General features: G+C 47.0%; 21 protein-coding genes. 9 read left to right on the plus strand and 12 right to left on the minus strand.

Annotated elements, in window-relative coordinates:
* Positions 1 to 62 precede the first annotated feature (62 nt).
* Together BMZ54_RS14890 and BMZ54_RS14895 are read right to left on the minus strand one after the other, a co-directional pair.
* The gene (locus BMZ54_RS14890) at positions 63 to 959 is read right to left on the minus strand and encodes an SDR family oxidoreductase (RefSeq protein WP_089912975.1); all 897 of its coding nucleotides are present in this window, start codon (positions 957 to 959) and stop codon (positions 63 to 65) included.
* Between the two features lie 204 nt (positions 960 to 1,163).
* Positions 1,164 to 3,266: a prolyl oligopeptidase family serine peptidase gene (locus BMZ54_RS14895; RefSeq protein ID WP_202909252.1), complete on the minus strand. Its 2,103-nt coding sequence runs from the start codon at positions 3,264 to 3,266 to the stop codon at positions 1,164 to 1,166.
* A gap of 210 nt (positions 3,267 to 3,476) precedes the next feature.
* Here BMZ54_RS14895 and pfkA point away from each other — a divergent pair, with 210 nt between their 5' ends.
* The 5 genes from pfkA to coaA all read left to right on the plus strand — a co-directional run bounded on the left by pfkA (position 3,477) and on the right by coaA (position 9,696).
* Positions 3,477 to 4,454 (plus strand): 6-phosphofructokinase, encoded by a 978-nt coding sequence (gene pfkA, locus BMZ54_RS14900; protein ID WP_089912981.1) that lies wholly within the window; start codon positions 3,477 to 3,479, stop codon positions 4,452 to 4,454.
* A 10-nt stretch (positions 4,455 to 4,464) separates the two neighbouring features.
* Positions 4,465 to 5,955 (plus strand): pyruvate kinase, encoded by a 1,491-nt coding sequence (pyk, locus tag BMZ54_RS14905; protein WP_089912984.1) that lies wholly within the window; start codon positions 4,465 to 4,467, stop codon positions 5,953 to 5,955.
* Positions 5,956 to 6,180: 225 nt separating this feature from the next.
* Positions 6,181 to 7,185 carry a helix-turn-helix domain-containing protein gene (locus BMZ54_RS14910; protein ID WP_089912989.1) on the plus strand — a complete coding sequence of 335 codons (1,005 nt, stop codon included), beginning with the start codon at positions 6,181 to 6,183 and terminating at the stop codon, positions 7,183 to 7,185.
* A gap of 62 nt (positions 7,186 to 7,247) precedes the next feature.
* On the plus strand, positions 7,248 to 8,606 hold the full coding sequence (locus BMZ54_RS14915) for an NAD-dependent succinate-semialdehyde dehydrogenase (protein WP_089912992.1): 1,359 nt from the start codon (positions 7,248 to 7,250) through the stop codon (positions 8,604 to 8,606).
* Between the two features lie 139 nt (positions 8,607 to 8,745).
* On the plus strand, positions 8,746 to 9,696 hold the full coding sequence (gene coaA, locus BMZ54_RS14920) for a type I pantothenate kinase (protein WP_089912996.1): 951 nt from the start codon (positions 8,746 to 8,748) through the stop codon (positions 9,694 to 9,696).
* Between the two features lie 462 nt (positions 9,697 to 10,158).
* Here the strand turns inward: coaA and tssD (BMZ54_RS14925) are convergent, their stop codons facing one another.
* From tssD (BMZ54_RS14925) to BMZ54_RS14945, 5 genes are all read right to left on the minus strand, one after another.
* Positions 10,159 to 10,548, minus strand: a complete 390-nt coding sequence (tssD, locus tag BMZ54_RS14925; protein ID WP_089913000.1) for a type VI secretion system tube protein TssD — start codon at positions 10,546 to 10,548, stop codon at positions 10,159 to 10,161.
* A gap of 180 nt (positions 10,549 to 10,728) precedes the next feature.
* The gene (tssO, locus tag BMZ54_RS14930) at positions 10,729 to 11,250 is read right to left on the minus strand and encodes a type VI secretion system TssO (protein ID WP_089913003.1); all 522 of its coding nucleotides are present in this window, start codon (positions 11,248 to 11,250) and stop codon (positions 10,729 to 10,731) included.
* A 79-nt stretch (positions 11,251 to 11,329) separates the two neighbouring features.
* Positions 11,330 to 12,505: a hypothetical protein gene (locus BMZ54_RS14935; protein WP_089913006.1), complete on the minus strand. Its 1,176-nt coding sequence runs from the start codon at positions 12,503 to 12,505 to the stop codon at positions 11,330 to 11,332.
* Positions 12,506 to 12,551: 46 nt separating this feature from the next.
* Complete coding sequence (locus tag BMZ54_RS14940; protein ID WP_089913010.1) at positions 12,552 to 13,406, minus strand: TssN family type VI secretion system protein; 855 nt, start codon at positions 13,404 to 13,406, stop codon at positions 12,552 to 12,554.
* A 140-nt stretch (positions 13,407 to 13,546) separates the two neighbouring features.
* A complete protein-coding gene (locus BMZ54_RS14945; protein WP_089913013.1) occupies positions 13,547 to 14,500 on the minus strand; it encodes a type VI secretion system baseplate subunit TssG in 954 nt (317 codons plus the stop codon).
* A gap of 194 nt (positions 14,501 to 14,694) precedes the next feature.
* On the opposite strand from BMZ54_RS14945, the gene BMZ54_RS14950 reads away from it, so the two are divergent.
* From BMZ54_RS14950 to BMZ54_RS14960, 3 genes are all read left to right on the plus strand, one after another.
* Positions 14,695 to 15,789, plus strand: coding sequence for a PKD domain-containing protein (locus BMZ54_RS14950; RefSeq protein ID WP_143081020.1), 1,095 nt, complete (start codon positions 14,695 to 14,697; stop codon positions 15,787 to 15,789).
* Between the two features lie 87 nt (positions 15,790 to 15,876).
* A complete protein-coding gene (locus tag BMZ54_RS14955; protein ID WP_089913020.1) occupies positions 15,877 to 16,308 on the plus strand; it encodes a GPW/gp25 family protein in 432 nt (143 codons plus the stop codon).
* 23 nt (positions 16,309 to 16,331) lie between these two features.
* Positions 16,332 to 18,164 (plus strand): type VI secretion system baseplate subunit TssF, encoded by a 1,833-nt coding sequence (locus BMZ54_RS14960; protein ID WP_089913025.1) that lies wholly within the window; start codon positions 16,332 to 16,334, stop codon positions 18,162 to 18,164.
* A gap of 5 nt (positions 18,165 to 18,169) precedes the next feature.
* Here BMZ54_RS14960 and BMZ54_RS14965 read toward each other — a convergent pair whose 3' ends face one another.
* From BMZ54_RS14965 to BMZ54_RS14985, 5 genes are all read right to left on the minus strand, one after another.
* Positions 18,170 to 19,207, minus strand: coding sequence for a transglycosylase SLT domain-containing protein (locus BMZ54_RS14965; protein WP_089913027.1), 1,038 nt, complete (start codon positions 19,205 to 19,207; stop codon positions 18,170 to 18,172).
* A 132-nt stretch (positions 19,208 to 19,339) separates the two neighbouring features.
* Positions 19,340 to 20,236: a hypothetical protein gene (locus tag BMZ54_RS14970; RefSeq protein WP_162277551.1), complete on the minus strand. Its 897-nt coding sequence runs from the start codon at positions 20,234 to 20,236 to the stop codon at positions 19,340 to 19,342.
* Positions 20,237 to 20,350: 114 nt separating this feature from the next.
* On the minus strand, positions 20,351 to 21,730 hold the full coding sequence (locus BMZ54_RS14975; RefSeq protein WP_089913033.1) for a DUF5458 family protein: 1,380 nt from the start codon (positions 21,728 to 21,730) through the stop codon (positions 20,351 to 20,353).
* 133 nt (positions 21,731 to 21,863) lie between these two features.
* A complete protein-coding gene (locus BMZ54_RS14980) occupies positions 21,864 to 22,313 on the minus strand; it encodes a hypothetical protein (protein WP_089913035.1) in 450 nt (149 codons plus the stop codon).
* 246 nt (positions 22,314 to 22,559) lie between these two features.
* Positions 22,560 to 25,025: an AAA family ATPase gene (locus BMZ54_RS14985; protein WP_089913039.1), complete on the minus strand. Its 2,466-nt coding sequence runs from the start codon at positions 25,023 to 25,025 to the stop codon at positions 22,560 to 22,562.
* A gap of 879 nt (positions 25,026 to 25,904) precedes the next feature.
* On the opposite strand from BMZ54_RS14985, the gene tssD (BMZ54_RS14990) reads away from it, so the two are divergent.
* Positions 25,905 to 26,294, plus strand: coding sequence for a type VI secretion system tube protein TssD (tssD, locus tag BMZ54_RS14990; protein WP_089913042.1), 390 nt, complete (start codon positions 25,905 to 25,907; stop codon positions 26,292 to 26,294).
* The last annotated feature ends 63 nt before the right edge of the window (positions 26,295 to 26,357 follow it).

The following is a 26,357-nucleotide window of genomic DNA, read 5'->3' on the forward strand; positions in this document are numbered from 1 at the left end:
GTCCATTTGCACTTTTTTATTTACAATCAGATGTTTAGCGTTAGCCGTATTTCACCCGCACATTATTTGATCTCCTTCGCCACAATCTCCAGCCCTTCTGCAAAACTGTGCGGCTGGTAGCCCAGCTCCTGCACGGCTTTATCGATCACAAAACCTGTTTTGGCCGGACGTTTGGCAGGTTGTACAAAAGTTTTCGCATTTACCTTTTCAATCAGGCGCTGGTCCAGCTTAAAGAACTCCGCCGTTTGTACCGCCATTTCGTAAGGCGACAGCATTTCCTTACCGGAGATATGATACACGCCGGTGCTGCGTTTATCCGCCACCAGCTTACAACCTTCGGCCAGGTCCTGCACCAGCGTAGGCGTGCGCCACTGGTCATCCACCACCTTGATCTTTTTGCCTTGCTGCAGGTTGTTCTTTACCCAGGTAATAATGTTGCTTCGCTGCATATCCACTGCAGTACCATATACCAGTACTGTTCTTATAATAGCCCAGGGCACCTTGCTGTTCTTCACCAGGCGCTCTGCCGCTACTTTGCTCGATCCGTAATAGCTAAGCGGGTTGGCCGGTGCATCCTCTGCATAAGGGCCTTCCAGCCCATCAAATATAAAGTCGGTGGAAAGGAACAGGAAGTGGGCGTTGTATTTTTCAGCAGCCTGTATCAGGTAGCGTGTAGCCGTCACATTGGTATCCCAGCAGGCATCCTTATTACGTTCGCATTCATCTACCTGAGTCATAGCAGCTGCATGAATAATAATGTCCGGACGGTGTTTTTCCAGCAGCTGCTGGGCACTAACCGCATTGCGCAGGTTCACGGATTCGTACGTATAGCCGTTCTGTACGGGCAGGCGGTTCACGCCCCTGCACGCCGCAATTACTTCATACCGTTCATCCTGTATGAAAAGCGGTAGCAGATGTTGCCCTAATAAACCATTACTTCCTGTGATTAAAACCTTCATAGCAGCCCTTTTATTAAAATTACGAATTATCAACTATGAAATGCGAATGGAGTAGAGCGAATATTATAAAAACACGTGAATAACCAAATTAAATTATAAACCTGTCCGCCCGGGTTCTATTCACAATTATTCATAACCATAATAATTTTCATGGTATAACACCTATCTACCCGCTGCATTCAATTCGTAATTGATGATTCATAATTACTTCATGCTCATTCCCAGATTGTACATCGTAAACGCCCACACATCCGTTGCCTCATCTATCTGTTTTGAGGTAGGCTTGCCCGCGCCGTGCCCCGCCTGCGTTTCAATGCGTATCAGGGTAGGATTAGGTCCCTTTTGCGCAGCCTGCAAAGTAGCCGCAAACTTAAAGGAGTGCGCCGGTACCACACGGTCGTCATGGTCTGCGGTGGTAACTAACGTAGCCGGGTATGCGGTGCCGGGTTTCAGGTTATGCAGCGGTGAATACTTTATCAGGTAGTTGAACTGCTCCGGCTTATCGCTGCTGCCATATTCCACTACCCAGGCCCAGCCAATGGTGAACTTCTGGTAGCGCAGCATATCCATTACCCCCACTGCCGGCAGGGCTACTTTAAACAGGTCCGGCCGCTGGGTCATACAGGCGCCTATGAGCAGGCCTCCGTTAGATCCGCCACGGATGGCAATCCGCGAAGGCTGAGTGTATTTTTCTTTTACCAGGTATTCTGCAGCGCCAATAAAATCATCGAACACATTTTGCTTATGCTCCAGCATACCGGCCTTGTGCCAGGCTTCCCCATACTCGCTGCCACCGCGCAGGTTCACTACCGCATAAATGCCGCCGTGCTCCATAAAAAACAGGTTGGATACGTTGAAACCCGGCGTCATGGGAATATTAAAACCGCCATAACCATACAACAATACCGGGTTGTTGCCATCCAGCTGTATGCCTTTTTTATAGGAAAGGAAGATGGGTACTTTGGCGCCGTCCTTACTGTTAAAAAATACCTGTTTGGTCTCATACTCCTCCGGGTTGAACTGCACTACCGGCTTATTGTACAGGGTGGATTGGCCGCTGGCTATATCATACTTATAAATGGTGCCCGGTGTGGTAAAGGAGGTAAAGGAATAGAACAGGAACTTATCATTCATCTTACCGGAAAAGCCGCTGATAGTGCCAATGCCGGGCAAGGACACTGCCTGCTCCGTTACTTTGCCGGGCGCCTTTTTATAGTCGTACCGGTATATTTCTTCAGCAGCATCTTTCAGGTAGCTGGCAAACAGGTAACCGCCGCCGGTGCCGGCACTTACCAGCACCTCCGGCTTTTCAGCCACTACGGTTTGCCAGTGCTCTTTTTCAGGATGCTGCGGGTCTATCAGCACTATTTTATAGTTCGGCGCATCATGATTGGTACGCACCAGCAGCTTACCGCCAACATTATCAATTACATCCGGCTCATAGTCAAAGCCCTTTATCAGTATTTTGAAATCCTTCTGGCTGGCATCCTGCAGGTCGCGGTACTGTATTTCCCCGCCGGATGTACCTTCTGAGGTATGCAGTATCAGGAAACGTTCATCTTCCGTAACAGAAACGCCGGCATTGCGCAGCGGGTGCTCTTTATCCACATACACCAGCTCATCCTGCTCCTGCGGGGTGCCCAGCTTGTGGTAGTACACTTTATGGAACTCGTTCTTTTTAGACAGGCGGTTCTGTTCATCCGGCGCATCATAACGGCTGTAATAGAATCCGTTCCCTTTCCAGGAAATGCCGCTGAACTTGATCCAGTCCAGCTTGTCCGTAGTAGGCTCTTTGGTAGCTACGTTCATCACAAACGCCTGCTGCCAGTCGGAACCTGCGCTGGACAACAGGTAAGCGGCGTATTGGTGGTCTTTGGAAAACTCTATGCCGCCAAGGGCAGTGGTGCCGGTAGCCGATAGCTTATTCGGGTCCAGGAATACCTCCGGCGTGCCTTCCAGCCCCTTTCGGCGGTATAATACGGCCTGGTTCTGCAAGCCATCGTTCTTATAAAAATAAAAGTAATCGCCTTCCCGGAAAGGCGCCCCTGTTTTGGGATAGTTCCACAGGGTAGAAAGGCGCTGGCGGATGGCTTCCCGGAACGGGATCTTAGCCAGGTAGGCCTGCGTTACCTTGTTCTGTTCCTGCACCCAGGCTTTGGTGGCCTCGCTATGGTCATCCTCCAGCCAGCGGTAAGGGTCTGGTACTTTCGTGCCATGATAATCATCTACGGTATCTGTTTTTTGTGTAACCGGGTAAACCAGCCCCGGTGCCTCCTGTGCCACGGCACTGCCTGTTAAAATGCTCATATAAAATATCGGAATAGATCTATAAATCTTTTTTAGCATGTCTGACTTTTTTGTAAAAAATTCCGGCTTTGATTAACTAAAGTTGAAAATTTAGGTTATTTCATCTAATATCTGTTAGGAAACAAAATCCAAAATGTTATTTTTGTGCGCCCTTTTGGTGTTTTTTTAACAAACCCAATAACCACTGGGAAGATAAATATTATATCCTGAATGAAAAAAGTGAACAACATTGCAGTTCTTACTTCCGGCGGAGATGCCCCAGGCATGAATGCAGCAGTAAGAGCCGTGGTAAGAACAGGTATTTACCATCAGATGAATGTCTATGGCGTCATGTATGGGTACCGGGGAATGGTAAAGAACGAGATTCTTCCTATGGAGTCCAAATCAGTAGCTAACATCATTCAACGCGGGGGCACTATTCTTAAAACCGCCCGTTGCATGGAGTTCTACGAACCGGAAGGCCGCCAGAAAGCCTACGAGAACCTGAAAAAGCATAATATTGACGGGCTGATCGTGATCGGGGGCGACGGATCTTTTAAAGGAGCACAAAAATTCTCTCAGGAATACGATATTCCATGCATAGGCTTACCCGGCACCATTGATAAGGATATTGCCGGTACCGATTTCACCATCGGGTTTGATACAGCCGTAAATACCGCCATTGACGCAATTGATAAGATACGTGATACCGCCGACGCGCACGACCGCCTCTTTATAATTGAGGTAATGGGACGCGATGCCGGTTATATTGCCCTGCACAGTGGGATTGCCACCGGTGCGGAACATATCATGATGCCGGAGCATAAAGCTGAAGTAGAAGATATTATTGCGGACCTGCAGGCCAATGAGCGCCGCAAAAAGCTGGTGAATCTGATCGTAGTGGCAGAAGGTCATGAAACCGGGGCCAATGAAGTAGCCAAGATGATCAAGCACCGCTTACCCAATGCGGATACCCGGGTGTGTATCCTGGGCCATATCCAAAGGGGCGGTACCCCTACCTGCCAGGACCGTATCCTGGCCAGCCGTATGGGCTATGCAGCCGTAAATGCACTGATAGAAGGCACCTACAACGTAATGGTTGGCATTGTAAACAACAAGATCCACTATACCCCGCTGGACCATGCCGTTAAGGCCAAAGAAGAAATGGACACGGACTGGGTTAAAATGTGTAAAATACTAGCGAGTTAAAAATAAGTTTATGAGTACAAAGGATTTATCCAAATATTATCACAAGCAGATGGATCACGAGGCATCCAGAGAACATTCCACGCACAAAACTAAAATTGTTGCCACGGTTGGTCCCGCCTGCGATACCTATGAAAAATTGCTGGCGCTGGTACAGGCTGGTGTGAATGTGTTCCGTTTGAACTTTTCACATGGTGCGCATGAAGACAAAGCGCGCATCATTGATCACATCCGCCAGATCAACAAAACGGAACCTTACAATGTGGCCATCCTGGCCGACCTGCAAGGTCCCAAGCTGCGTGTAGGCGAAATTGAGAATAACGCGCTGCCCCTGAGAGCAGGTGATATCCTCACTTTTGTGAACGAGAAAGTAGTAGGCAACATGGAGCGCATCTATGTTTCTTATGAAAACCTGCACCGCGATATTAAACCGGGCCAGAAGATCCTGCTGGACGATGGTAAGATCGAAACCATTGTAAGGGAAATTACGCCTGCCGGTGAGATCAAGGCAGAAGTAAGCCTGCCCGGTGTACTGTCTTCCAAAAAAGGTTTTAACCTGCCGGATACCAAGGTAGCCCTGCCAGCTTTAACAGATAAAGACCTGGTAGACCTGGAATTTATCATTGACCATGAATGTGACTGGGTTGCCCTCTCCTTTGTGCGTGATGTAAAAGACCTTACCTACCTGCGCAGCAAGCTGAAAGCCCGCGATTCCAAGATCAAGATCATTTCTAAAATAGAAAAGCCGGAAGCTATCGAGAATCTCAAAGAGATCATCTGGGAAAGCGATGGCGTAATGATTGCCCGCGGCGACCTGGGCGTGGAGCTGCCTGTAGAGCAGATCCCTATGATCCAGAAAGATATTATCCGCAAATGTATCCACCGCGCTAAACCGGTGATCGTAGCTACCCAGATGATGGAGAGCATGATAGACCGTACACGCCCCAACCGTAGTGAAATTACGGATGTGGCCAACGCTGTGCTGGAAGGCGCCGATGCAGTAATGCTGAGCGGCGAAACCGCTACCGGCCAGTTCCCGGTACTGGTGATCCAGACCATGAAAAAGATCATTGCTGAGGTAGAGAAGGAAGATATCATTTACAACCGTAACCTGATCCCTCACCGCCATTCTGCCACCTTCCTGAGCGACGCCCTGTGCTACAACGCCTGTAAGATAGCAGAAGACCTGGATGCAGATGCCCTCATTGGTATGACGCAGAGCGGCTACACCGGCTTTATGCTGAGCAGCTACCGCCCGCGCTCCCCGCTGTACATCTTCACCAAAGAAAGGTCACTGGTAAACCAGCTGAGCCTGAGCTGGGGTGTACGCGCCTTCTACTACGCAGAAGAGAACAGCCTGGATGATATTATCCAGGACCAGATCAACATTCTGAAGGAAAGAGGTTTCCTGTCAAAAGAAGATATTGTGGTGAACACCGGCAGCACCCCTGTAAAGGAGCACCTGCCCACCAACGTATTAAAGATCACCCGGGTGCAGGATTAAGCGCCCTGTTAAATAGAACATTCAGAAGGAGGAACGGCGAAGGCTGTTCCTCTTTTTTTATGCATAAAAAATTTCCCCTATCATTAACCAAATATTAACCATATTTCTATCATAAAGCTTCAACTTTGATAGGCAAATTATAAACTCGAGAGCACACCTGAATAAGCTCTCGTTAACCTAAAAGGAACCACTAAGTTTTTTCACCAAAACAATCTTTGACAGACCATGCTGTTTCCGAAAAAAAAGGAAAACGGCCATATTACCTTGATAAAGGGTATGCCTGCCGGTTTTGAAAACTACAACATTAAAGGAGCCAAAAAATTCTATTACCTGGAAGAACATCACATCACCTGCTCCCAATATATGAAGGTGCAGGGTTTTGCGGTATGGCAGCATATTGTAGATGTTGCACAGGAAGAGGAAATAAGCCCTACTGCCCTGCATTCCGGGTTAAGGCTGAATTTCACTTTAGGCGAGATAGACGCGCAGGCCTTACTGAACGTACATGAAAGAGTAGGGTTGAAATCCGGCCGGGCCGATCTGTTCTACGTGACCAAGGGTAAACATGATGCAACACTGCCAGCTGGCAAACACATTTTCTTTCACCTGGATATTGCCGGTTCCCTGCTGTCATCTTTAAAGAACGATGCCCGGTTCAAGCCCTTAATGATGATATTTGATGCGGCCCTGCAAAGAGAAAAAGGCCATATCAATCCCGTGTCCATACCGGTAGATCTGTACTCCCACACTTTAATCCTGGATATCCGGCTGCACCATTATGAAGGTTGGGTAGCAAAGGTGTATATAAGGAACAAGGCATGGACATTATTGCAACATTTTGCTGCTCATCTGGCAAACCTGAATGAAATCGAGCAGCCGGAATTAACGCCAGCCAATATCAACCAGGCCGACGCTATCAAAGCCTATCTGAAGCTGCACCTGAAAGCTCCCTTTTCCCTGAAGGCCCTGGCAACGGCATTGGATATACGGGATATTAACCTGGCAGCACAACAATTTAAACAGCTGCATGATATTTCCATTCAGGAATTCCTGCACTATTACCGCATGGAGAAGGCCTTTGAACGCCTGGCCGGATCCGGTTTTGATCTGGCGTTCATTGCCGCCGAATACGGCTTCAAAAACGTTGCTGCCTTTTCCCGGGCTTTTGAACAATACTTTGCCTGTTCTCCGCTTGCCCTCATAAAAGCCCGTAAGGGTCCCCGCTCATAGCCTTGTCTGCCATTTCCAGGAACAGTACATAACCCTTACTTTTGAAGCCTAAACCTTTTCATATGGGTAACTTCAAAAGCGTGTACCCGTACACGCAGGAAACCATAGCTGAGTATGCAGCGCATACCAATGAGCAAATAGAAGGACTGTTAGCCAAAGGCCATACCACTTACCGCCAGCTGGGGCAAATACCGTTACAGCAACGCTGCGACTGGATGCTGAAAGCCGCAGCCCTGCTGAAAGAGCAGGTAACGGAGCACGCTACCATTATTACCCGGGAAATGGGTAAAACACTGAAAGAAGCCAAAGCAGAAGTATTAAAATGTGCCGCCAGCGCAGAATATTATGCGCAGAATATTGCAGCCATGCTGCAGCCCAAACCCCTTAATTCCGACGCCAGCAAAAGTTACGCGCTATACCAGCCCAAAGGCATTATACTGGCTATAATGCCCTGGAATTTCCCTTACTGGCAGGTGTTCCGCTTTGCCCTTCCCAACCTGCTGGCAGGTAATACCGGGCTGCTGAAACATGCCAGCAATGTAAGCGGCTGTGCGTTGGCCATTGAAAAGCTGTTCCTGCAGGCCGGTTTTCCGGAAGGGGCCTTCCAGGCCGTACTGGTAAATTCCAAAGACATTGAGCCTATTATAGCCGACGACCGTGTACAGGGCGTAACCCTTACCGGCAGCACACCGGCCGGTATGAGCGTAGCGCAGCTGGCCGGCAAATACATTAAAAAGAGTGTATTGGAATTAGGTGGCAGCGATCCCTTTGTGGTGCTGAAAGATGCCGACCTGGAAGCCGCTGCCGCCGTGGCGGTAAAGGCGCGCATGCAAAACGCCGGCCAGTCATGCATTGCAGCCAAACGCTGGATAGTGGAAAGCACTGTTGCAGAAGAATTTACGCATAAGGTAACCGGCATTTTGCAAAAAATGCAGCAGGGCGATCCCTTTGCGGAAAGCACGGAAATGGGGCCTATGGCCCGCCCCGACCTGGCAGAGGGCCTGGCCAAACAATTACAGCAAACCATACAGCAGGGCGGTAAGCTGCTCACCGGAGGGCAGTATGAGGGCTGTAACTTTGCCCCTACCCTGCTCACCAACGTGCAGGCTCATATGACGGCTTTTGAGGAAGAAACCTTTGGCCCGCTGGCGGCCATTATTATTGCCAAAGATGAGCAGCAGGCTATTACCCTGGCCAACCACCCCACTTTTGGCTTAGGGGCTGCCTTGTGGAGCAAAGACCTGGAAAAGGCTGCCCGCCTGGCCACACAAATAGAAAGCGGTAACGTGTACATAAACGATATGGTGCATTCCGATGCCCGCCTGCCTTTTGGCGGTATTAAACAATCCGGTTACGGGCGGGAGCTGGCTGCGGAAGGCACACACGAATTCCTGAATATTAAAACAGTGTACATCAAATAGCACAGCGCAGGTTAAATGATAGCCGGAACGGGTAGCAGCCTTTTCCGGCTATCATTTTTACAATAGGATATATGCCCCAAGTAGTCTAACTTCATCCCCTCATTTTAATTAAGCAACCCAGGCTGCTTCCCAATTAACTATGAAACAACAGACTAAACCAACGCGTTATTCGCCTTACATCACCATCAGCAGGGAAGAATGGGCCCGGCAAAGAGATGATGCCGCCTTAGTGTTTGAGAATGATATTTCTAAACTACAGGGCCTCAATGAGCCACTTACATCAGAAGAGGTGCTGGCCATATACTTACCGCTGGCCCGCTTGTTAAACCTGCATGTAACCGCCGCGCAACAGCTGCATGCCACTACCAGCAGGTTCCTGAATAATCATACACATAAAGTACCTTACATTATTGGCATTGCGGGCAGCGTAGCGGTAGGTAAAAGCACCACTGCGCGCGTGTTGCAGCGCTTACTGTCTGCCTTCCCTAACCATACCCGGGTAGACCTGGTGACTACCGATGGCTTCCTGTATCCCAACCGGGTGCTGGAACAAAAAGGACTCATGAACCGTAAAGGTTTCCCGGAGAGTTATGACATCCGCAAGCTGATACAGTTCCTGGCCAATGTAAAATCAGGCATGGAAAAAGTAAGCGCGCCTATTTACTCGCACCTGGAATATGATATCATTACAGAAGAACAACAGCAGATAGAATCACCGGATATTGTGATAGTAGAAGGCATTAACGTATTACAGGTAAGGAACCGTGAGCAGCGGGAGCCAGCTGTATTCGTATCTGACTTTTTCGACTTCTCCATTTATGTGCATGCAGCAGAAAAAGATCTGCGCGAGTGGTACATTGCCCGCTTTGAATCACTGCGCAGCACTGCTTTCCAGGACCCTCACTCCTACTTTCACCGCTATGCACATTTATCTGACAAAGAAACGGTGGAGATGGCTACGCATATCTGGAATGAGATCAACAAACCCAACCTGGAACAAAATATTGAACCTACCCGTTACCGCGCCAGCCTTATTTTAGAAAAAGGCAGCCACCATTTTGTACAGTCCATACAGCTGCGTAAAACATAAACGGAGAAATGACCTTTCTAAAAGAATGTAAAAGTGGAATGCAGTCTCTTATCCGATGCATTCCACTTTTACATTTATCTCGTTCATAAAGTCTTTTCAATGGTCTCTATGAACCTCCTTCGTCGGTTTATCCCGTTCATAAAGTCTTTTCAATGGTCTCTATGAACCTCCTTTGTCGGTTTATCTCGTTCATAAAGTCTTTTAAATGGTCTCTATGAACCTCCTTTGTCGGTTTATCCCGTTCATAAAGTCTTTTAAATGGTCTCTATGAACCTTCCCCGCCGGTTTAGCATTTACATTTATGATTTTACATCCTTTTTTGCTAGCCACTTATTTACGTATAACCATCGCAGTTATACTACTACTATTAGCTACGTACAAACACTTACACGGGTTTGCACAATAAAAAAAGGCCCCGGTTTGCACCGGAACCTTTTCCACTATTCATAATAGCTTAGGGGATTATCCAACCCACTGATTGATGTGAGAACCATTGCCGGAAGACAGTTCGCGGGCAGAAATGGTAAACGTGATCGTCATAGGGTTCGGATTGTCCGAATCAAAGTTTTCTTCAAACTTAACCAGGTAGCCTTCTTTAAAGGTTACAGTTTTCAGCTTGGAGTCGGAATCTCTTTTGTAAAAAGTGATGGAGCCATCTTTGCGTTCAAAGTTGTTCACCATCCACTCAAAGAGATCAGTTTCACCTGTTGATTCTACGGTCAAACGGATGCGGCCTCCGCGTGTAATGGCGGATGGGCGGCCGGTAGCATCAACTTCTTGATTGAGGTCGTAGCTGCAATGTTTTACAACATACTTTTTGCCAGCTACTTCAAATTCGGATTTGAAAGACATGGGTTAAATGTTTAAGGTTACCAAATAATTAAAAATACCTAAGAAGAAAAAAGTAATTATATAAGCCTCAAAAGTAAAAGATAATCATTAAGTAGCCAAGCATTGTTATAACGTAAATGGAGATTTAACACATGTGGGTTTTATTAATTCGTTTTTATTTCAATATGTTTTTAGGGTAGATTAACGCCCCGGAGTGCTTGCTGACAGGCGTTTGTAGTACTCCAGCTGATTATCGGAACGGTCTAATTGTGTGCTCAGATCCTGTACTTTTTCCTTTAATTCTGCAATGGTGCGCTGTGCATCCTGCAGGCCGCGCAGCTGCTGCTTACTTTCCTGTAATGCTAAGCCTATCTGCACAAAATTATCATACAGGCTGTAATGAGTTACTACATCTTTGGGAATGGCATTGTGCATGTTGGAAAGGTTCTTTACAATCTCCTGCTCCACGTAAATAGCATTCTGGTTGGGTGCATTTACAGAATCCAGGTTGGCTCTTATCTTCTCCTGGTTCTGCACAAAATCGGCCTGAAAAGCTTGTTCCTTGCGGTATGCGCTGATCTCTTTACGCAGCTCCGCATTCTCCCTTACCGGTACCTGGAAGTTGAAAAAAACTGCTACAACAAAAAGCCCTACTGTTACTACAAAAAATAGCAGGAACCATAAAAAGGCCGTTGTTCTTTCCTGTTTGTTTAATACTTGCATACGATATTTATTTTTTGGAGTTAGCGAATAGCTCTGCAGCTATGCCAACAGTAAGTTGAATGATCTGATAGTTATTTCATCAATCTGTAAAGAACCAGCGTTTGGTTTTATGCTTACGCAGGTATTCGCTGTCTTCCGGTGATTCTTCTTTTACAAAGATGCCGCTGTCCTGCTTGCGGCCAATATAATCCAGCCGGCTTAAGCTATCAAACAGCTTATTCACTGCACGTACAAAGGGTATCATAGGCTGCAGGCATTCCCTTACATCCATATGTTTATAGCGGATGTTGGCGCAGTTGATCATCAGTGTTTCCAGCTCGCCCTGCCGCAGCTCACACCACTCGCTTAAATAGTTCAGCAGCTCTTCCTTACCAGCGCTGGCCCGCTGGTCAATGGCATTCTTCATGGTGCGTGCTAAACCGGCTACCACTTCCAGCATTTCAGCAGGCGTTTGGTATAAGCCTAACCAGCGGAACTGGGTAATGCGTGTGCTTAAGTACTGCACCATTTTCTCAGTAATGTATAACACTACCTGCGCCAGGTCATTATCCTGTTTGCGGGAATATATTTTCTGTACAATGTGCACACCGTATAACTCCATTTGTCCCAGGAACTGATCCAGCTCCTGGTGCAGGTCTGCCAGGGCAGGGTGCGCAGCTACAATAGCGCAGGGTGGTATATAATCATCATCCAGCTGCGGACGTGTATCCTTTACCGTTATTTTTCCCAGGATCATCTGGTAGCTTCCCAGCTGGCCTTGCGGCAGCTGCGATGCCGGTATTACATACAGGTTATACTCCGGCGTGGCATAAGGCAGCCGCGGCGGATCTTCCTGCAGCAGCGGTTCTCCGCTGGGCTGCCGGTCAAACGGGTTTACCTGTATTAAAATATAAAAAGTGCTTTCAGCATGGGAAGGATCCCATTTATATTCTGCTTCCGGAAAAGTAGTGGAATATTTCAGGGAATGTACCGTGTGCTCCGGTATCTCAATACGGCCGCCACCCGGCGTTACTGCCCGGCACTCTGTTAGCTTCACGCGCCACAGCTGCTGGTTATCGATCACAAACCAGCAACGTAACGATTCCTTTTGTTCCGCTTTAGGCTGTAACAGGCCATAGTTCTGCGCATGCAGCCCTACGGTAATTGCATCCCGCAGCTGGTCCAGCATTGCATTCTCTGTATCAATGAAGTGCTGCTTCTTGATCTTCATCCCATCCACCCAGTTAACGGGGAAATATTTCAACGGCTCCGCCATAATTGTATGTTTAAATTGTAAGGAGTGATGGTGGTTGCACCAACCCTCACGATAATACTACTCTGTTGCAAATGATCACGCTGTTTTCCTGGATGCCGTTCATAAATACCGGCTTATCAGGATCTAATGTTCTGGTGCCAACAAAAAAACGGGGTTTGCGGTGAAACACCCAGCCGTAGGGCTGTCCGTTCGTATCCAGGAAATCGATCGGCGTATTGGGATAACGGTCGTTGTAATCATTCAGGAAATGATAGAACAGGTCGCCCAGGTCCATCTTAATAGGCGTTCGGGCGCGGAAATAAATACGGCTGTTGTCATTCACCTTTTTCTCCAGCTCAAATCCTATCACGATCAGGTCGCGCATTTCATCCTCATTCACCTGCGGTGCTTCCTTGTATAAAGGATATTGCCACCATTTATGTACCTTGGCCGGTATGGTCATCATCTTCTCAAAGGTTTTGTACACAAAGGTGGGCAATACAAAAGAGAACATAGCGGTAAGCATGGGGTAATACAGGAAAGTGCCTTTTGACATCCAGTAATGTACCAGCACGGATAAGGCGCCCCCGAACAACCAGATAGCTACGATAAAGGCCAGCTCTGATCCCAGTGTTTTTTCATTGGCCCAGAAACGGGTATACATAAAATGGCAATGTACCACGCCTAATCCCATGAACCATACGGAGGAGAAAATGTACTGGCTCATCAGGTTCTGGTTAGTGAACAGGTAAGGCAGGGAGGCCACCACTCCAAACACCAGCGTCATATAAAACAGGTACCATAACGCTTTCTTCTTATACAGGGCAAAATTCTTGATAAAACGGCTTAGCATGGCAACGGTTAGCCCGCCAATGGCTAATACTGCCGCTACTACCAGGTATATCTTAGCTTTTAATAACATACCAATGAATGTTTAAATACGCAGAATGCTAAATGCTTAACGCAGAATGCTGATTATGTTTTGCTCCAAGCATTCCGTTTTGGGTCTCAGCGTTAAGCATCCGGCGTTTCGCGTTTAGCTTTTAGTGTTTCGGTTCAAATCTACAGAAATAAGTTATAACCCATAATACCTTCCTTACGGTTCTCATCTGCTACAGCAGCGCCCTTTTCGGCACTGTTGGGTTCCAACAGGGTTTCAATCTCCACATCGGCAGGTAATAAAAAATTATAACATGTTTCCAGCAACTGCCCATAGGGTTGCCAGGGTAAATAATCATATATACGTTGACGTTGCAGGGGGCCTATAGTTACTTTCATCACCGGCATATCAGTATAAAAATCTTCGCCGGCCAGGGTATCCAGTCCAAGACGGGCATCGCCCAGCGGAACACCGCTGCTGCTTTGCACACGCCGGGGCGTATAGTCACAAACGATCTGCACCTCTTCTTCCAGTATTACCTGCAAACACAATTGCACCAGGGGTATGTTGCCTGCAATCCGGTGCATATATGGCAATAATCTTACCAAACGGTTCGTTGGCGCTTTGGGTAAATTGGGATTAATGCCCCAGAAAGATAAGAATAACTGGTCGGCATCTTTACCAAAAGCGTCAAATAATAAATGTTTTTCCCGCTGTTCCAGGAATACCCGTTGCAGAAAAAATTCATGCTCAAGCGGTTGAAAGAACTTACGGGCCTGCTGCTGTTCCTGCTGCTGTTTTTTATAATTAGCCACCATTTCCTGCACAGAGCCGCGGCGCTGTGAAGAGAACTCGTGGAACAGCCCTTCCGGTAAACGGTCGTACAAACCATCCCTCGAAAGCTGCAGCATAATAAAAGGATGATACGGTTGTGAATCATCCAGCTTTACGCCCGTAATATCCCGCGCAAAAGCCCGGCTGAACACATTCTGCATCTGTACGGTCACCTCTTCCTGCTGCAGCTGGTTATCCAGCAGCTCGCCCACTACTACCTCAGCCCGAACATCTTCATGCAGGCGACGAATATGATCTATCACTTCTTCCAGCACAGCCGCCTTTTGTGCATAATTCGTCATCTAAATATTTGTTTTACGGTTTTTCATTTGTTAACATCGGTCTCATGGAATCTCGCCTTCATATGCCTTATACTAAGGTCCATGCCCGGTTTTTGCAGTTGTATTGATATGAACAAAGTGTAATACGTAAGTTAGCTTTTGGGTTAATACGCACTATTATTTTAATGGCAATTTATCTAAAAAATTATTTAAAATTGCAAAAACGTGAAAAACCGATGGCCCCCCAAAGATCACATAACGATAGAAACGAAAGGAAAGTTAATTCGGTAAGACCCTTCAGCAGTATCACCAGCCACATTGACCCGATGGTGCTGTACACATTCCTGGCCTTGCTGACGATCAGTGTAGTTATCCTGGCTTTTAAAGCCGGTAACCGGCAGGACTGCAGTATGGTTAGCATGGCTTTCAGCAGCCGGCAGCATGGTGTAAATACTTCGTTTACAGTAGGAGAAGTCATTACTTTTAAAGCTAATAATACAGGCAGCGCACCTGCCGGCGGATATACATGGCATTTCAGCGACAGCAGCGTGCAGCAGCAGGGACAACAGGTATACCATGCCTTTAACAAGGCCGGTAGTTTTATAGTAACCCTGCAGGCAGGCAAATGCAGCTGGAACCGGGAGGTACAGGTAATTAATCCCATACCGCTCACTACCAGCACACCTGCTGCCGATGTATTCCCGGTAATTGACGGCCCTACAGAAGCTTTTGTAGGCCGCCCTGTAACCTTCAGCAACAGCACCCCCGGCGCTAAAAGCTGGGAATGGCGCCTGCAGCAGCCTAATGCAGAAACGCATAATGAGCGCTCACATACTTATATATTCAGCAGCCCCGGCGACCGTATTGTAACACTGGTGGTGAATGGCGATGCCAGCCGTATGGTAAAGAAACGGGTGAACGTATTCCCGGCGCCTGCAGAACACCGCAATGTTGATCCGTTTGTACCACCACCCTTCCCGGTACAGGAAACCAAACCGGAGGTTGCACCAGCGGCGCCTGAAAAGCCTAAAGCACCCGCTGTTTCTGATGAAGAGTTCCGGAGCATGCTAACCCAGCTAAGCAACAAACAAAAAGGCATACAGGATTTTGCGCCTTATTTATGTAATAACCTGAATGCCCGCGTGCTGCTGAATGATAAGGATGTGAAGACCTTCTCCCAGTTCTGCGATGCCATACGTGGTAAAAAACGTATCAAGATAGAAATGGTGAACCTGATCAAAGATCCGGATGGCTGTGTAAAAGAGATCCGTGTACGCTACGATAAGAAAGGCTTCCTCGGCATCTTCTGATTTACGATGTACGATCTACGATTTTAGATTTGATTGAAGCGACTTACTTCCATTAAATCTAAAATCGTAAATCTAAAATCTAAAATAATGAATGGACAATACTATAAGCTACCGCTAAAGCTCTCCACCATCCTGGAAAAGAAGGATATGGCGGTATGCAACCTGGAAGAATCCGTATCCCAGCATATACACCTGCTGATCACCACTGTGCTGGGTGAGAACAAGGATGATCCGGACTATGGCTGCCAGTTATGGGAATCTGACTTTGACATTAAAGCCTCCAATAATGAAGTAAAAGAACAGGTAGAGATTGCCGTGCGTACCTCTATTGTGAGATATGAAAAAAGGCTTTCGCAAATAAGGGTAACGGCTGTGGTTAGCCAGGAAGAGCTGAACATGGCAGCCGGCCGCAAAGTGAAGAAAAAAATAAAGGTGAGCGTAAACGGTACTTTGGCCAAGAATAATAACCCGTTCCACTACAGCAGCTACTTCTATGTAAGCCCCCTATCTTTTGATTAATATAAGACGCAAAAGCAGCAACCATGAAAGAGCAAAAAGAACGTATCAAAGACCGTATGTTAAAAACGGCTGCAAGATTATGGGGCTACCCGGATGCGGAAGTAGAAACTTCTTTTGACCCGGTTGTACAGCTGCTGCTGGAAGCCTGTGCCAGTGAGCTGGAAAAAATATCCAATGAGGTAGATGTGTCGCATGCACGGCTGGTAGAGCGCTTGGCGCAGATCATGATGCCGGAGCCCATTACCACCAGCCAGCCGGCCTATGGCATTTTACATGCTACCAGTAATGAGCCGGCCACCAATATTACACCCGATCACCAATTCTTTTATACGCATAAAACCGGCGGTAATAATAAAGACCTTTTCTTTAGCCCGCTCAGCCACCACCGCCTGTTCCGTGGTCACATCCGTTACATGGCTGTTGGCAGCAAGCTGTATGAAAGCAGGGAGTTCTGGTTTAAAGAGCAGGTATTACAAGGGACATTACCTAAAGATGCAGCGCCTAACCACTTATGGCTGGGACTAGCCATGGATACGCTGCCGGACAATTTTAACGGCCTCTCCTTTTTCTTTGACCTGCGCAATGTACACCAGCAGGAAATGTTTTACCACTACCTGCCCCTGGCCCGTTTTTTTGCAGGCGATGCAGAGCTGCCGGTGAACGGTGGTTACCACTACAGCCGTAATGAAAAAGAAGAAACCGTAAATGCCATGCTGGACCTGGCATTTGATACCAGCGCGCGTTACAGCCGCGAAGTGCTGCAACGGTACCGCCGCAATTTTCTCACGGTAAATACTAATTTCATCCCGGCAAAACAGCGTACCGTACCGCTTTTGCTGCAGCTGATATTTGGGAAGGAAGCTACATCCGTAATAGATCCCAACACTTTCTGGATAAGAATAGAGTTCCCGGAAACCGTGCACCACTCTTTGCTGGAGGACCTGTATTGCAGCATTAACTGCTTACCGGTTATTAACCGTAAGGTGAATGAGCAATCGCTGAAGCTGAACCGCTATCTGAATATTATTCCCCTGCATACACCGGATATTTTCTTTGATGTAAAAAAGGTGTACGACCTGGGCGGAGCTAATTATCATGTACGCAATTTTACCACTGCCGGCGAAATGCAGGAAGGCGACCTGGTAGTGCGCAGCAGCGGCATTGGGCGTTTTGATTCCCGCGAAGCCAAGGAAATTATAGCCTACCTGATTGAAGTGATCCGGGATGAAAGCTCCCTGTTTGAAGAGGTGAAGAATGATTATGTAGCCGGCCGCATGCGGGAGCTGCACCAGCTGATAGCCTCACTGGAAGAGCAGCTGCAGCCCAGCCGCAACAAAGGCAACATTCCTTACCTGATGGTAAAACCAAGGGAAAGCGCAGAATATCTGTTTGTAGAGTTTTATACCACCAATGGCACCCTGGCCAACAACATACGCATGGGTAGTCACTTACAGGAGTATGGCAGTATACAGATGCACCCTAACAGCATTACGCTGGTCACTAATACACAGGGTGGCAAAGACCGCTTAAATATTGATGAGAAGATCAACCAGTACCGCTACCACTTATTGACCCACGACCGTATTGTTACGCCGGAAGATATTAAAGCGCTGTGCAAACATATTATGGGTAAAGAGCTAAGCATGGTAACTGTAACTAAGGGCACTACCATGGCGCCCGGTACCACAGCGGGTTACAGCCGCAGCATTGACATTCGCATTACCCTGGTAAAACCGGTGAATACTTATTCTGACGGCAGCTTAACTTATCTGAAAGATGAGCTGATGATGCAGCTGCGGGAGCGCTCTCCGAATAATTATCCGTACAGGATATTTATGAATGAAACACTAGCGTGATTCAATTACGAACTTTTCCCCACCAGCATAACCGCACCGCCCTCTTTCAGCTGCTTGAGCGGTACGCCTTTTTTGCCTTCGTTATCGCATAATACCAGGGTATTGCCAAAGCCAAGATCCACGTAAATACGGTTACTTACTACCCATCCCCTGCCGGAAATGCTGGTGTTCTTACTGATGTACACTCCTTCTGCCTGCAGGTCATCCAGCAGCTCTATGCTTACCAGCTGCCCGTCGGTGAAGCTGGCGCTGTTCTGCAGCTTGGCGTTGTACACCATCACAGGGGTTTGCCGTACGTTCTTACCTACAGTAATGCGGATGCTTTTAAACTCCCTATCGTTCTCCAGCTGTGGACTGGCGGCAAATACAGAACCATTGCTGGAGCTTTTACTGAACACATTATAACCAAAACCACCCAGGTATAATTCCGGGCTTTCAAACAATTGTTTTACAGCAATGATCTTATAAATGTATTGGGCTGTTTCATTATTCAGCATTAGCTGGTAATAATCGCGGCTGCCCTGCTTTTTTACGTTACGCGATATGTTACCGCCACCGGCATTATAGGCGGCAGCTACCAGTGTCCAGGATTGCAGCTGGGCATACAGCTTACGGATCAGCACACAGGCAGCCTGTGTGGATTTTAAAAGATGGTTACGTTCATCATACCCGTTGCTTACCTGCAGCCCCAGCTCCGCGGCCGTACCGGGCATTAGCTGCCATACGCCCTGCGCGCCTACCGGCGAGGTGGCATTGGTAAAACCGCTTTCCACTACCGGCAGGTATTTAAAATCTTCAGGAATGTTGTATTGTTTCAGGAGGGGCACTATCAGGGGAAAGTACTGCTCTGACTTGGCTTTGAGCAGGGGTAGAAAGTTCTGGTGGCGTAAATGCCATTTTATCACGTCCATCAAACGGTTGGATACAAAGTCGCGTTCTAATGGTACCGCCTCTCCGCAAAAATCCACCATTTGCCCACGGCTGCTTAAAAAACAGCCGCAGAAAAAGCTAACGAACAATATGGATCTTAAATGCCTGATCATGAATAATTATTGTTGGTCGATGGTCCATTGCCTATTGCGTATTGGAGTTACTACATTCTATGGCCTATTACCCACTACAATTCCAACGTTCTATGCTGTGGACCATGGACCATCGGCCATGGACCTCCGCGGCTACTGCACCATATACCTTGGCAGCGCATCTACAGGGGTGTATAACACCAGCTGACGGGCATCAGCATTATTTTGCAGCACTATGATCACTTCATCGCTCTTCTTCAATACGCGGGCAGGTACTACAAATACCAGCTTCTGCTCATCTTTCCTGTTCACCGTAGATGGTGCTTTTTTGTATAATATGGGCATGGTATACAACCGGTTGGCAGCTTTGCTGTCCTTATACATCAGGGTGGCTTTCACCAGGTTATAAGGCTGCTGCGAGCGGTTGCGCAGGTGGTAGCATAAATAAATGAGGTTGTTCAGCGTCATAGCGTTGGAATAGCTAAGCGTAACACCGTCTATTTTAGTTTCATGCTGGTGACCTGCTTTCTGTTGTTTTCCAAAATCATCCGCCACTTTGCTTACGGTTACAGTATCAATATTCACGGCGGCGGCAGCGGTTCCTTCATCTTCTGTTACCACGGGTACGGGCTTTCCATCACTGCCTTTTACGATAGTTGCTTCCGGGGTGGCAGCAGGGTTGGTGGCGGCGCCTGCTTTACCGGATAAGGTGTACTTCAGCTGCGCCAGGTCTACCTTATCATGGTAGGCCAGTATCAGGTAATGTACGTTGCTGCCTTCCCTTACGATCAGGTTGGTGGTTCTGGGTGTAGCGGCCGTAGGCCTTATAAACACCAGGTTCCTGTCCACTATCCGGTAATCGTAATCTGCATTTTTTCCATCGCCGATCTGGAATGTGCTTACCGGTGCGCCACAGCTTATGAGGGTGGCGGCCCCTTTGGTAGTAAGTATTGTATCTATGGAGGACGCGGACTGCGCACTGGCCTCACTGCTAAAAAGCAGCAGTAAAGCGGTACACATACCCACTGTCACATTCCCTAATGTAGCCATTCTTTTTTTGATGATTATTAACACAGGTACGGATATATATACAAAGATGCGAATATGCAAACGGTATGCCGGTTTCAGCATTTCCATCCTTCTACATATTCGCATCTGAGTATTTTATTTTTTTTCCTGCTCGTATTCAGTATCCCAGTCATTCCCATCATCTCCTTTATGCCCTTCCATCTTGATCAGGAAGTTCTTGGCAGGGAAATAAGGTTTCAGGTGAATGTCAAGGTGGATGCGGTCCTTCTGGATCGGATCCTGCTCAAAACGGCGAATATTAAAATCTTCTATCAGCTTATCCGGCCCGGTTATGCTGTCCAGGAATCGGATGATCTGTTTCATCAGATCCTTACGGGTATTAGCATTGAAGTTTTCAAACGCACGGCGGTTGAGGAAATCCATCAACACTTTGGTCACGTAGTCGAATACACGTACTACGGAATAGGTTTGCAGGCCAATGTTATCGCCATTGAACAGGGTTTTAGCGCTAAAGGCCATTACCTTTCCATATTCCTTTACCATCGGCACCAGTCCCATTTTTTCCAGGCTGGCTATTTCACTTTTCTTCAGCTCAAACTTCACCCCATCCACCTCGTTCATACCACCGAATTTTTTACCGGCGGTTACCTGTGACATCAGGGTTTTATATATTTTACCCGCCAGTGATCCGGAGGGTGGTACATACAGGTTATCTTCCTCTCCTACTTCATCGAACTTACCGCGGCCTACCAGCCAGTTACAGGCCATGATCACGTTAGAGCGGTGAATTTCGCCACCGGTAAGATTCGCCTGCTCAAACATTTCCATCACATCATCCGGCGCATCCAGGTGAGAGAAGTCGGTGATCAGCATTACCTTATTCTCATAGGCTATCTTAGCCCATTTTTCCAGTACCTTGTTAGAACCCAGGTAACCGGGAATAACCAGCAGGCTGTAGTTGCCGCGAAGGTCTAAACGGTCGTAGTTCTGTACAAGCTCCTGGTGAATGGCATCAATAAAACGGGTATTGTCCAGGTCTTTCAGCTGGTCCAGCTCCACGTTAATAAAGGTTACATTCTTTATCTTATCGGATTCTGTATTCTTAAAGAACAGGGCTACGTTGCGGTACGATTGTTCCAGCTCTTTGGTGGATTCAATAGCTTCTGCCAGGTTTTTGCTCAGTACCTTGTCGGCTTCTTCTGCATGCTCTGTACAAAAGGTTACCATGTCCCCTACTTCGGAAGTAGCAGATAGTACTTTTTCCCATACCTGCAGGGATTTCTTAAGCTTATCCCGCTCGCCCTTTTTATTGGCTTCTGTAAGGAAAATATTGCGTCTTGCTTTACGATCGGGGTTCAGGTTCTGAGCGCCTTCAATAACGGCTTCCAGCAGGTCGAACGAACCGTATTTCGCTAACGCATCAATACTTTGTTCCAGCGTTAATTCCTGCTGCTGTGGTGCAGACTGACCAGCAGTTTCAATATCCTGCTGCTGACTTTTTTGTAACTCTGCCATATGGGTTCAATTACGAATTATTCAATTACGAATTACGAATGTGTTTCTCATAACTACAAATATTACTAATTACGGATTACAGTTTAGAGATCGTTTCGATCCAATTCGTAATTCGTAATTAATGCATTCGTAATTATTTATTCTTGTCCAGGTCTTTTAGCATTCCTCTCACCGCGCCCAGCAAAGCCTGCCGTGCAGCAGGGTCGGCCAGTGCAGCCTTCAGTATCTTGTTTGTTTTCAGGTGTTTCATGATCTTGAGGAACTGTTCTTTTTCAGAATACAGATCATTCAGGAAAGCGCTTTGGCCGGTGATACCTTTGATCCCAAAATCGCCCAGGTTATGAAACTGCAATGTTTCATTTACACCGGATCCGTCTGCGTCATGAAAAGTAATGGGCACCGTGGGTTTGTAGTGCTCAAACACTTCTTCTACTTTGGTTAACCCCTGTACAATTTCAGGTTTGATCGGGGTTTGCTGGGTTAACTTCTCAGCAAACAATGTACGGTTATGAGATATTTCTATAATGGCCTCATTGGCATCCAGCTTCACCTCATTACCACCAATTCCATAGTTATCGTTCATAATAAAAGATTTTAATATTTGCTATGGTTACTACTTAAATTTAACGATTTATCCGGAAGAACGAAGGGTTCTATTACGAATTACAATTATTCGATTACGAATTGGGTCGTTCGCGGTTAAACAAAATAATCGATAATTGTCAATTACGGATTGAACACTTCCAGTTTATAATTACAACTATTTAATCACGATTCACAGATCATTTTGGATTACTCAATTCGTAATTCGTAATTGAATAATTCGTAATTACTTAACGTCCCATTGTAATTCTCCTTTATCATCCACATCTAAATTCACCTGCATATTCTTTTGCAGGCTGCCTTCTATGATCATGCGGGAAAGGGGTTTGCGCAGGCGGCTGCGGATCACCTCTTTCAGCGGGCGGGCGCCGTATTGCGGAGAGTACCCCTGCGTGGCCAGCTGCTGCCTTGCAGCATCCGATACATTAAAACCGATCTGCTGCTGCTCCAGCATCTGCAATAAATGTTTCAGGTGAATATCAAAGATCTTCACCACATTCTCCTGCTGAATAGGCCCGAACGGCACTATTTCCGTTAACCGGCCCAGGAACTCCGGCCTGAAATGACGGGCCATAATTTCCATGAGCTGCTGTGATGGCGGAATAACGCCATCCCGGAAAGATTGTGCAATTACATCGCTTCCTATATTAGAAGTGAAGAGGATCAGCGCATTGGAAAAATCGCCGGTCTTACCCAGGCGGTCATGCAGCTTCCCTTCATCCATGATCTGTAAAAAAATATCGAAAACAGAGGGGTGCGCCTTTTCAATTTCATCAAACAACACTACGGCATAGGGTTGCTGCCGTATCTTATTCACTAACAATCCGCCTTCTTCATAACCTACATAACCCGGAGGAGCACCATATAATAAGGCTGCAGAATGTTCTTCCTTAAACTCAGACATATCAAACCGGATCATGCAGCGCTCGTCCTGGAACAAGAAGTCTGCCAAAGATTTTGCAAGTTCTGTTTTACCGGTACCTGTAGGGCCCAGGAAAAAGAACGAGCCAATGGGCTGGCCCGGGCGGCTTAAACCTGAGCGGGATTCCAGGATAGCTTCTGCCACGGTTTTGAGGGCATGGTCCTGTCCTACTACACGTTTGCGTAAATGGGCATCCATGTTCACCAGGCGTTCCCGCTCTTCGGACTGGATCTTACCCAGGGGAATGCCGGTGGCTTCTGCAATAATGGTTGCCAGGTCCACAACAGTTACTTCATCCTGGTGGTTGGCTGCCAGCGTTTGCAGCTGTTGCAGCATATCCTGTAAGGTAGCATGCAGTTCCTGTGTATCGTCTATTTTATAAAGGTCTTTTTGATTGTGCAAGCGGCTGGTGAGTAAAGTGCTGAGCCGCTGTGTAAGCTGCTGATACAGCCATAACAGGTCCTGTTTGGCGGTATCTTTAGTTACATCTATATCCGTTAATTGCTGCTGCAGCTGCTGTAAGGTTTGCGCGCCGGTATCCTGCAGGGTGCGGATGGCGGCCATGGTACGATCCAGGAGGTTAATGGCGCTATCCGGCAGGCTGCGCTCTTTCAGGTAACGGCGTGAAAGGCGTATAGCCTCCAGCGTTACATCCGGACTGGTTTTTAAGCGATAGTATTCTTCGTAAGAAGGTATTACGGCCTGTATCATGCGATCTGCCAGGGCCTCATCCGGCTCGGGCAGGGTAATGGTTTCAAAGCAGTGGCGTAACATACCATCCGGCTCTATAAGCTTGCGGAAACCTTCCGGTGTGCTGCTGCCAATAACAATGATCTCCCCTTTACCCAGGGAAGCTTTCAGAATGTTGGCAATGCCTCCGCTGCCGGAACCCGGCTGCTTATCCAGCAGGGTATGCAGGTTATCTATAAAAAGTATATGCTTTCCCGTTTGTTTCAGCTGTTGAATGATCTGCAGCAGGCGGTCTTCCAGCTCATTCTTATACGCTGCGCCGGCAATAAAGGCGCCATAGTCCAGCGCATAAATTTCTGTTTGCTGTAAGCTTAGCGGCACCTGCTTTTGTACAATGGCGCGTGCCAGTCCATCTGCAACGGAGGTTTTACCTACCCCGCCTTCTCCTATAATAAGTATGCTGGACTTTCCTTTACGGGTAAGGATCTCCGTCATTATACGGATCTCCGCATCACGGCCGATCAGCGCATGTTTTTCTTCCAGGCGTTGGGGGTCGGTGAGGCGGTATACATATTTTAATGCTGCGGAACTTAGGGGTGTGCCGGCCTGACCGTTCACCGTGACCAGCTGTTTCGTTTTGCCGTTATTGTTATACCGGGCAAGCAGCTGCTCTCTTGTAAAGGGGAATGTTTTCAGCTGCTCAAAAGAAAAACCTACACCGGGTGTGCTGAGCGCTATCAACAGGCTCCAGGCATCTGCGGCATCCAGGTTCTGCTCCAGGCGGATGGAATCTGCCTCCTGTAGTACGGCGGCTGCCTGGTCATCATCTTCCGGTTCATCCGGCAGGCGCGATGCTTTGGGATGGTTATCCAGCCGTACATCGGCCCACTCTTCCAGGTAATAGATATCTATATCCATGGCCTGCAGGGCGGCGGCGATGCCTACTTCCTTATGCAAACATGCTTTTAATAAATGTGCGGGCGTGTATTGTGCATGGCGGTATTCTTTCGCGATTGCCTGGGCAATGCGTATGGCTGCCTGCACCTCTGGAGTATATGTAGTGTATGTAGCCAGGGTCATTTGGGATGATTCTCGGTTTTTCTAAATGTTCCAGTTCGTATATCCATAGCCTGGGGGCCAATGGTTTGGGTCAAAAAATTATGATACTTGTATCCTATATCGAAGCAATAAAGATACACTTTAAATGTATATAATAAATTTCCTACGCGGTGTAAGGGGCTGTGGTGGCTTGCAAACAACCAATCTCAACCGCACATTACAACAAACGATTTACATCATAACCGGTAATAAACGATTCATAAATAACTACTAATCAGTTTGGTGAATTAACAATTAATAAAAATAATAAATTCAATATTCATTTAATTTTATAATAAATACACACGTATAACTTTTTATGGAAGCCTGCAGGGTCATGTTAATTTTATAAAAGAGGCTTATACAAGTCTGTTGCAAAGGTGCAATAATTTATTACATTCGTGGGCAACATATCTTTATTCAGAACAATTAAGATACTGTTTGTTAAAAATACCAAAAGCACGTAAACCATTACGCAGCCGGCAAACCGTGACACCGTTCATTAAAGGAACCTGTTATAAAAAATGATCTCATTTTAATAATTAACCGCATATGTTGCTGCCTGATAGAGATTGGCAATATTTTGGATAGGCAACAGCAACCGGGAGAATTAATAACAGGCAGGCATTGAAAATGTATAAGAATACCTATTTTCGTACCTGGAAGTTTGATGAACCTTGAAACTGTTTTAACCCAAATAAAATACGCCATGAGAAAAGCCTTACACCCAAAATAAATTGTGCTGTTGCAGCAGTGGTTATTGTTGTACGTTGACCAGGTTAACCGCATCACCAGCCCTGTATTAACAGCATCCACGGTTATTTAGCTTATTCATCTATTATCCAAAAAACAATTAACTATATGTCTTTTAAAGCAGTCATGCAATTAGACGGTGAAGAAATCAACGTACTGGATTGTCAGTTTTCCTTTGCACAAGGTATAGATCATAATGGTAAACCTGCCTCCCGGCCTACCGGCGGACAGATCACCGTAACCCTGGAATCCGATGGCAGCACCGATCTGTTTGAATGGATGATCTCCAACACAAAAACCAAAAGCGGCAGCATTGTATTTTACCGCCGTGATGCTTTATCCAAGCTCAAAGAATTAAAGTTCTCCGATGCTTATTGCGTAAACTATGAAGAACGCTTCCAGGCCAGCGGCGATCACCCCATGCAGGTACAGATCACTATTTCAGCGAAGGAAGTGAAGCTGAACAGCAGCTCTTTTCAGAATCCGTGGCCGGTGTAGGGACATGAGCAGTGTAAAAACTATTTGGCCGGTCTCCTAATGGGATTGGCCTTAATATATTAA

The sequence above is a fragment of the Chitinophaga rupis genome (assembly GCF_900109685.1).
Classification (GTDB): Bacteria; Bacteroidota; Bacteroidia; order Chitinophagales; family Chitinophagaceae; genus Chitinophaga; species Chitinophaga rupis.

What these genes read in the sequence shown, in the direction of transcription:
- pyk (WP_089912984.1), top strand. Translation starts at nt 4,465, where the DNA reads ATGAGTACAAAGGATTTATCCAAATATTATCACAAGCAGATGGATCAC.
- BMZ54_RS14965 (WP_089913027.1), bottom strand. Translation starts at nt 19,207, where the DNA reads ATGATCAGGCATTTAAGATCCATATTGTTCGTTAGCTTTTTCTGCGGC.
- BMZ54_RS14895 (WP_202909252.1), bottom strand. Translation starts at nt 3,266, where the DNA reads ATGAGCATTTTAACAGGCAGTGCCGTGGCACAGGAGGCACCGGGGCTG.
- BMZ54_RS14890 (WP_089912975.1), bottom strand. Translation starts at nt 959, where the DNA reads ATGAAGGTTTTAATCACAGGAAGTAATGGTTTATTAGGGCAACATCTG.
- BMZ54_RS14940 (WP_089913010.1), bottom strand. Translation starts at nt 13,406, where the DNA reads ATGTTATTAAAAGCTAAGATATACCTGGTAGTAGCGGCAGTATTAGCC.
- BMZ54_RS14985 (WP_089913039.1), bottom strand. Translation starts at nt 25,025, where the DNA reads ATGACCCTGGCTACATACACTACATATACTCCAGAGGTGCAGGCAGCC.
- tssO (WP_089913003.1), bottom strand. Translation starts at nt 11,250, where the DNA reads ATGCAAGTATTAAACAAACAGGAAAGAACAACGGCCTTTTTATGGTTC.
- pfkA (WP_089912981.1), top strand. Translation starts at nt 3,477, where the DNA reads ATGAAAAAAGTGAACAACATTGCAGTTCTTACTTCCGGCGGAGATGCC.
- tssD (WP_089913042.1), top strand. Translation starts at nt 25,905, where the DNA reads ATGTCTTTTAAAGCAGTCATGCAATTAGACGGTGAAGAAATCAACGTA.
- BMZ54_RS14910 (WP_089912989.1), top strand. Translation starts at nt 6,181, where the DNA reads ATGCTGTTTCCGAAAAAAAAGGAAAACGGCCATATTACCTTGATAAAG.
- tssD (WP_089913000.1), bottom strand. Translation starts at nt 10,548, where the DNA reads ATGTCTTTCAAATCCGAATTTGAAGTAGCTGGCAAAAAGTATGTTGTA.
- BMZ54_RS14975 (WP_089913033.1), bottom strand. Translation starts at nt 21,730, where the DNA reads ATGGCAGAGTTACAAAAAAGTCAGCAGCAGGATATTGAAACTGCTGGT.
- BMZ54_RS14960 (WP_089913025.1), top strand. Translation starts at nt 16,332, where the DNA reads ATGAAAGAGCAAAAAGAACGTATCAAAGACCGTATGTTAAAAACGGCT.
- BMZ54_RS14955 (WP_089913020.1), top strand. Translation starts at nt 15,877, where the DNA reads ATGAATGGACAATACTATAAGCTACCGCTAAAGCTCTCCACCATCCTG.
- BMZ54_RS14945 (WP_089913013.1), bottom strand. Translation starts at nt 14,500, where the DNA reads ATGACGAATTATGCACAAAAGGCGGCTGTGCTGGAAGAAGTGATAGAT.
- coaA (WP_089912996.1), top strand. Translation starts at nt 8,746, where the DNA reads ATGAAACAACAGACTAAACCAACGCGTTATTCGCCTTACATCACCATC.
- BMZ54_RS14970 (WP_162277551.1), bottom strand. Translation starts at nt 20,236, where the DNA reads ATGGCTACATTAGGGAATGTGACAGTGGGTATGTGTACCGCTTTACTG.
- BMZ54_RS14935 (WP_089913006.1), bottom strand. Translation starts at nt 12,505, where the DNA reads ATGGCGGAGCCGTTGAAATATTTCCCCGTTAACTGGGTGGATGGGATG.
- BMZ54_RS14915 (WP_089912992.1), top strand. Translation starts at nt 7,248, where the DNA reads ATGGGTAACTTCAAAAGCGTGTACCCGTACACGCAGGAAACCATAGCT.
- BMZ54_RS14980 (WP_089913035.1), bottom strand. Translation starts at nt 22,313, where the DNA reads ATGAACGATAACTATGGAATTGGTGGTAATGAGGTGAAGCTGGATGCC.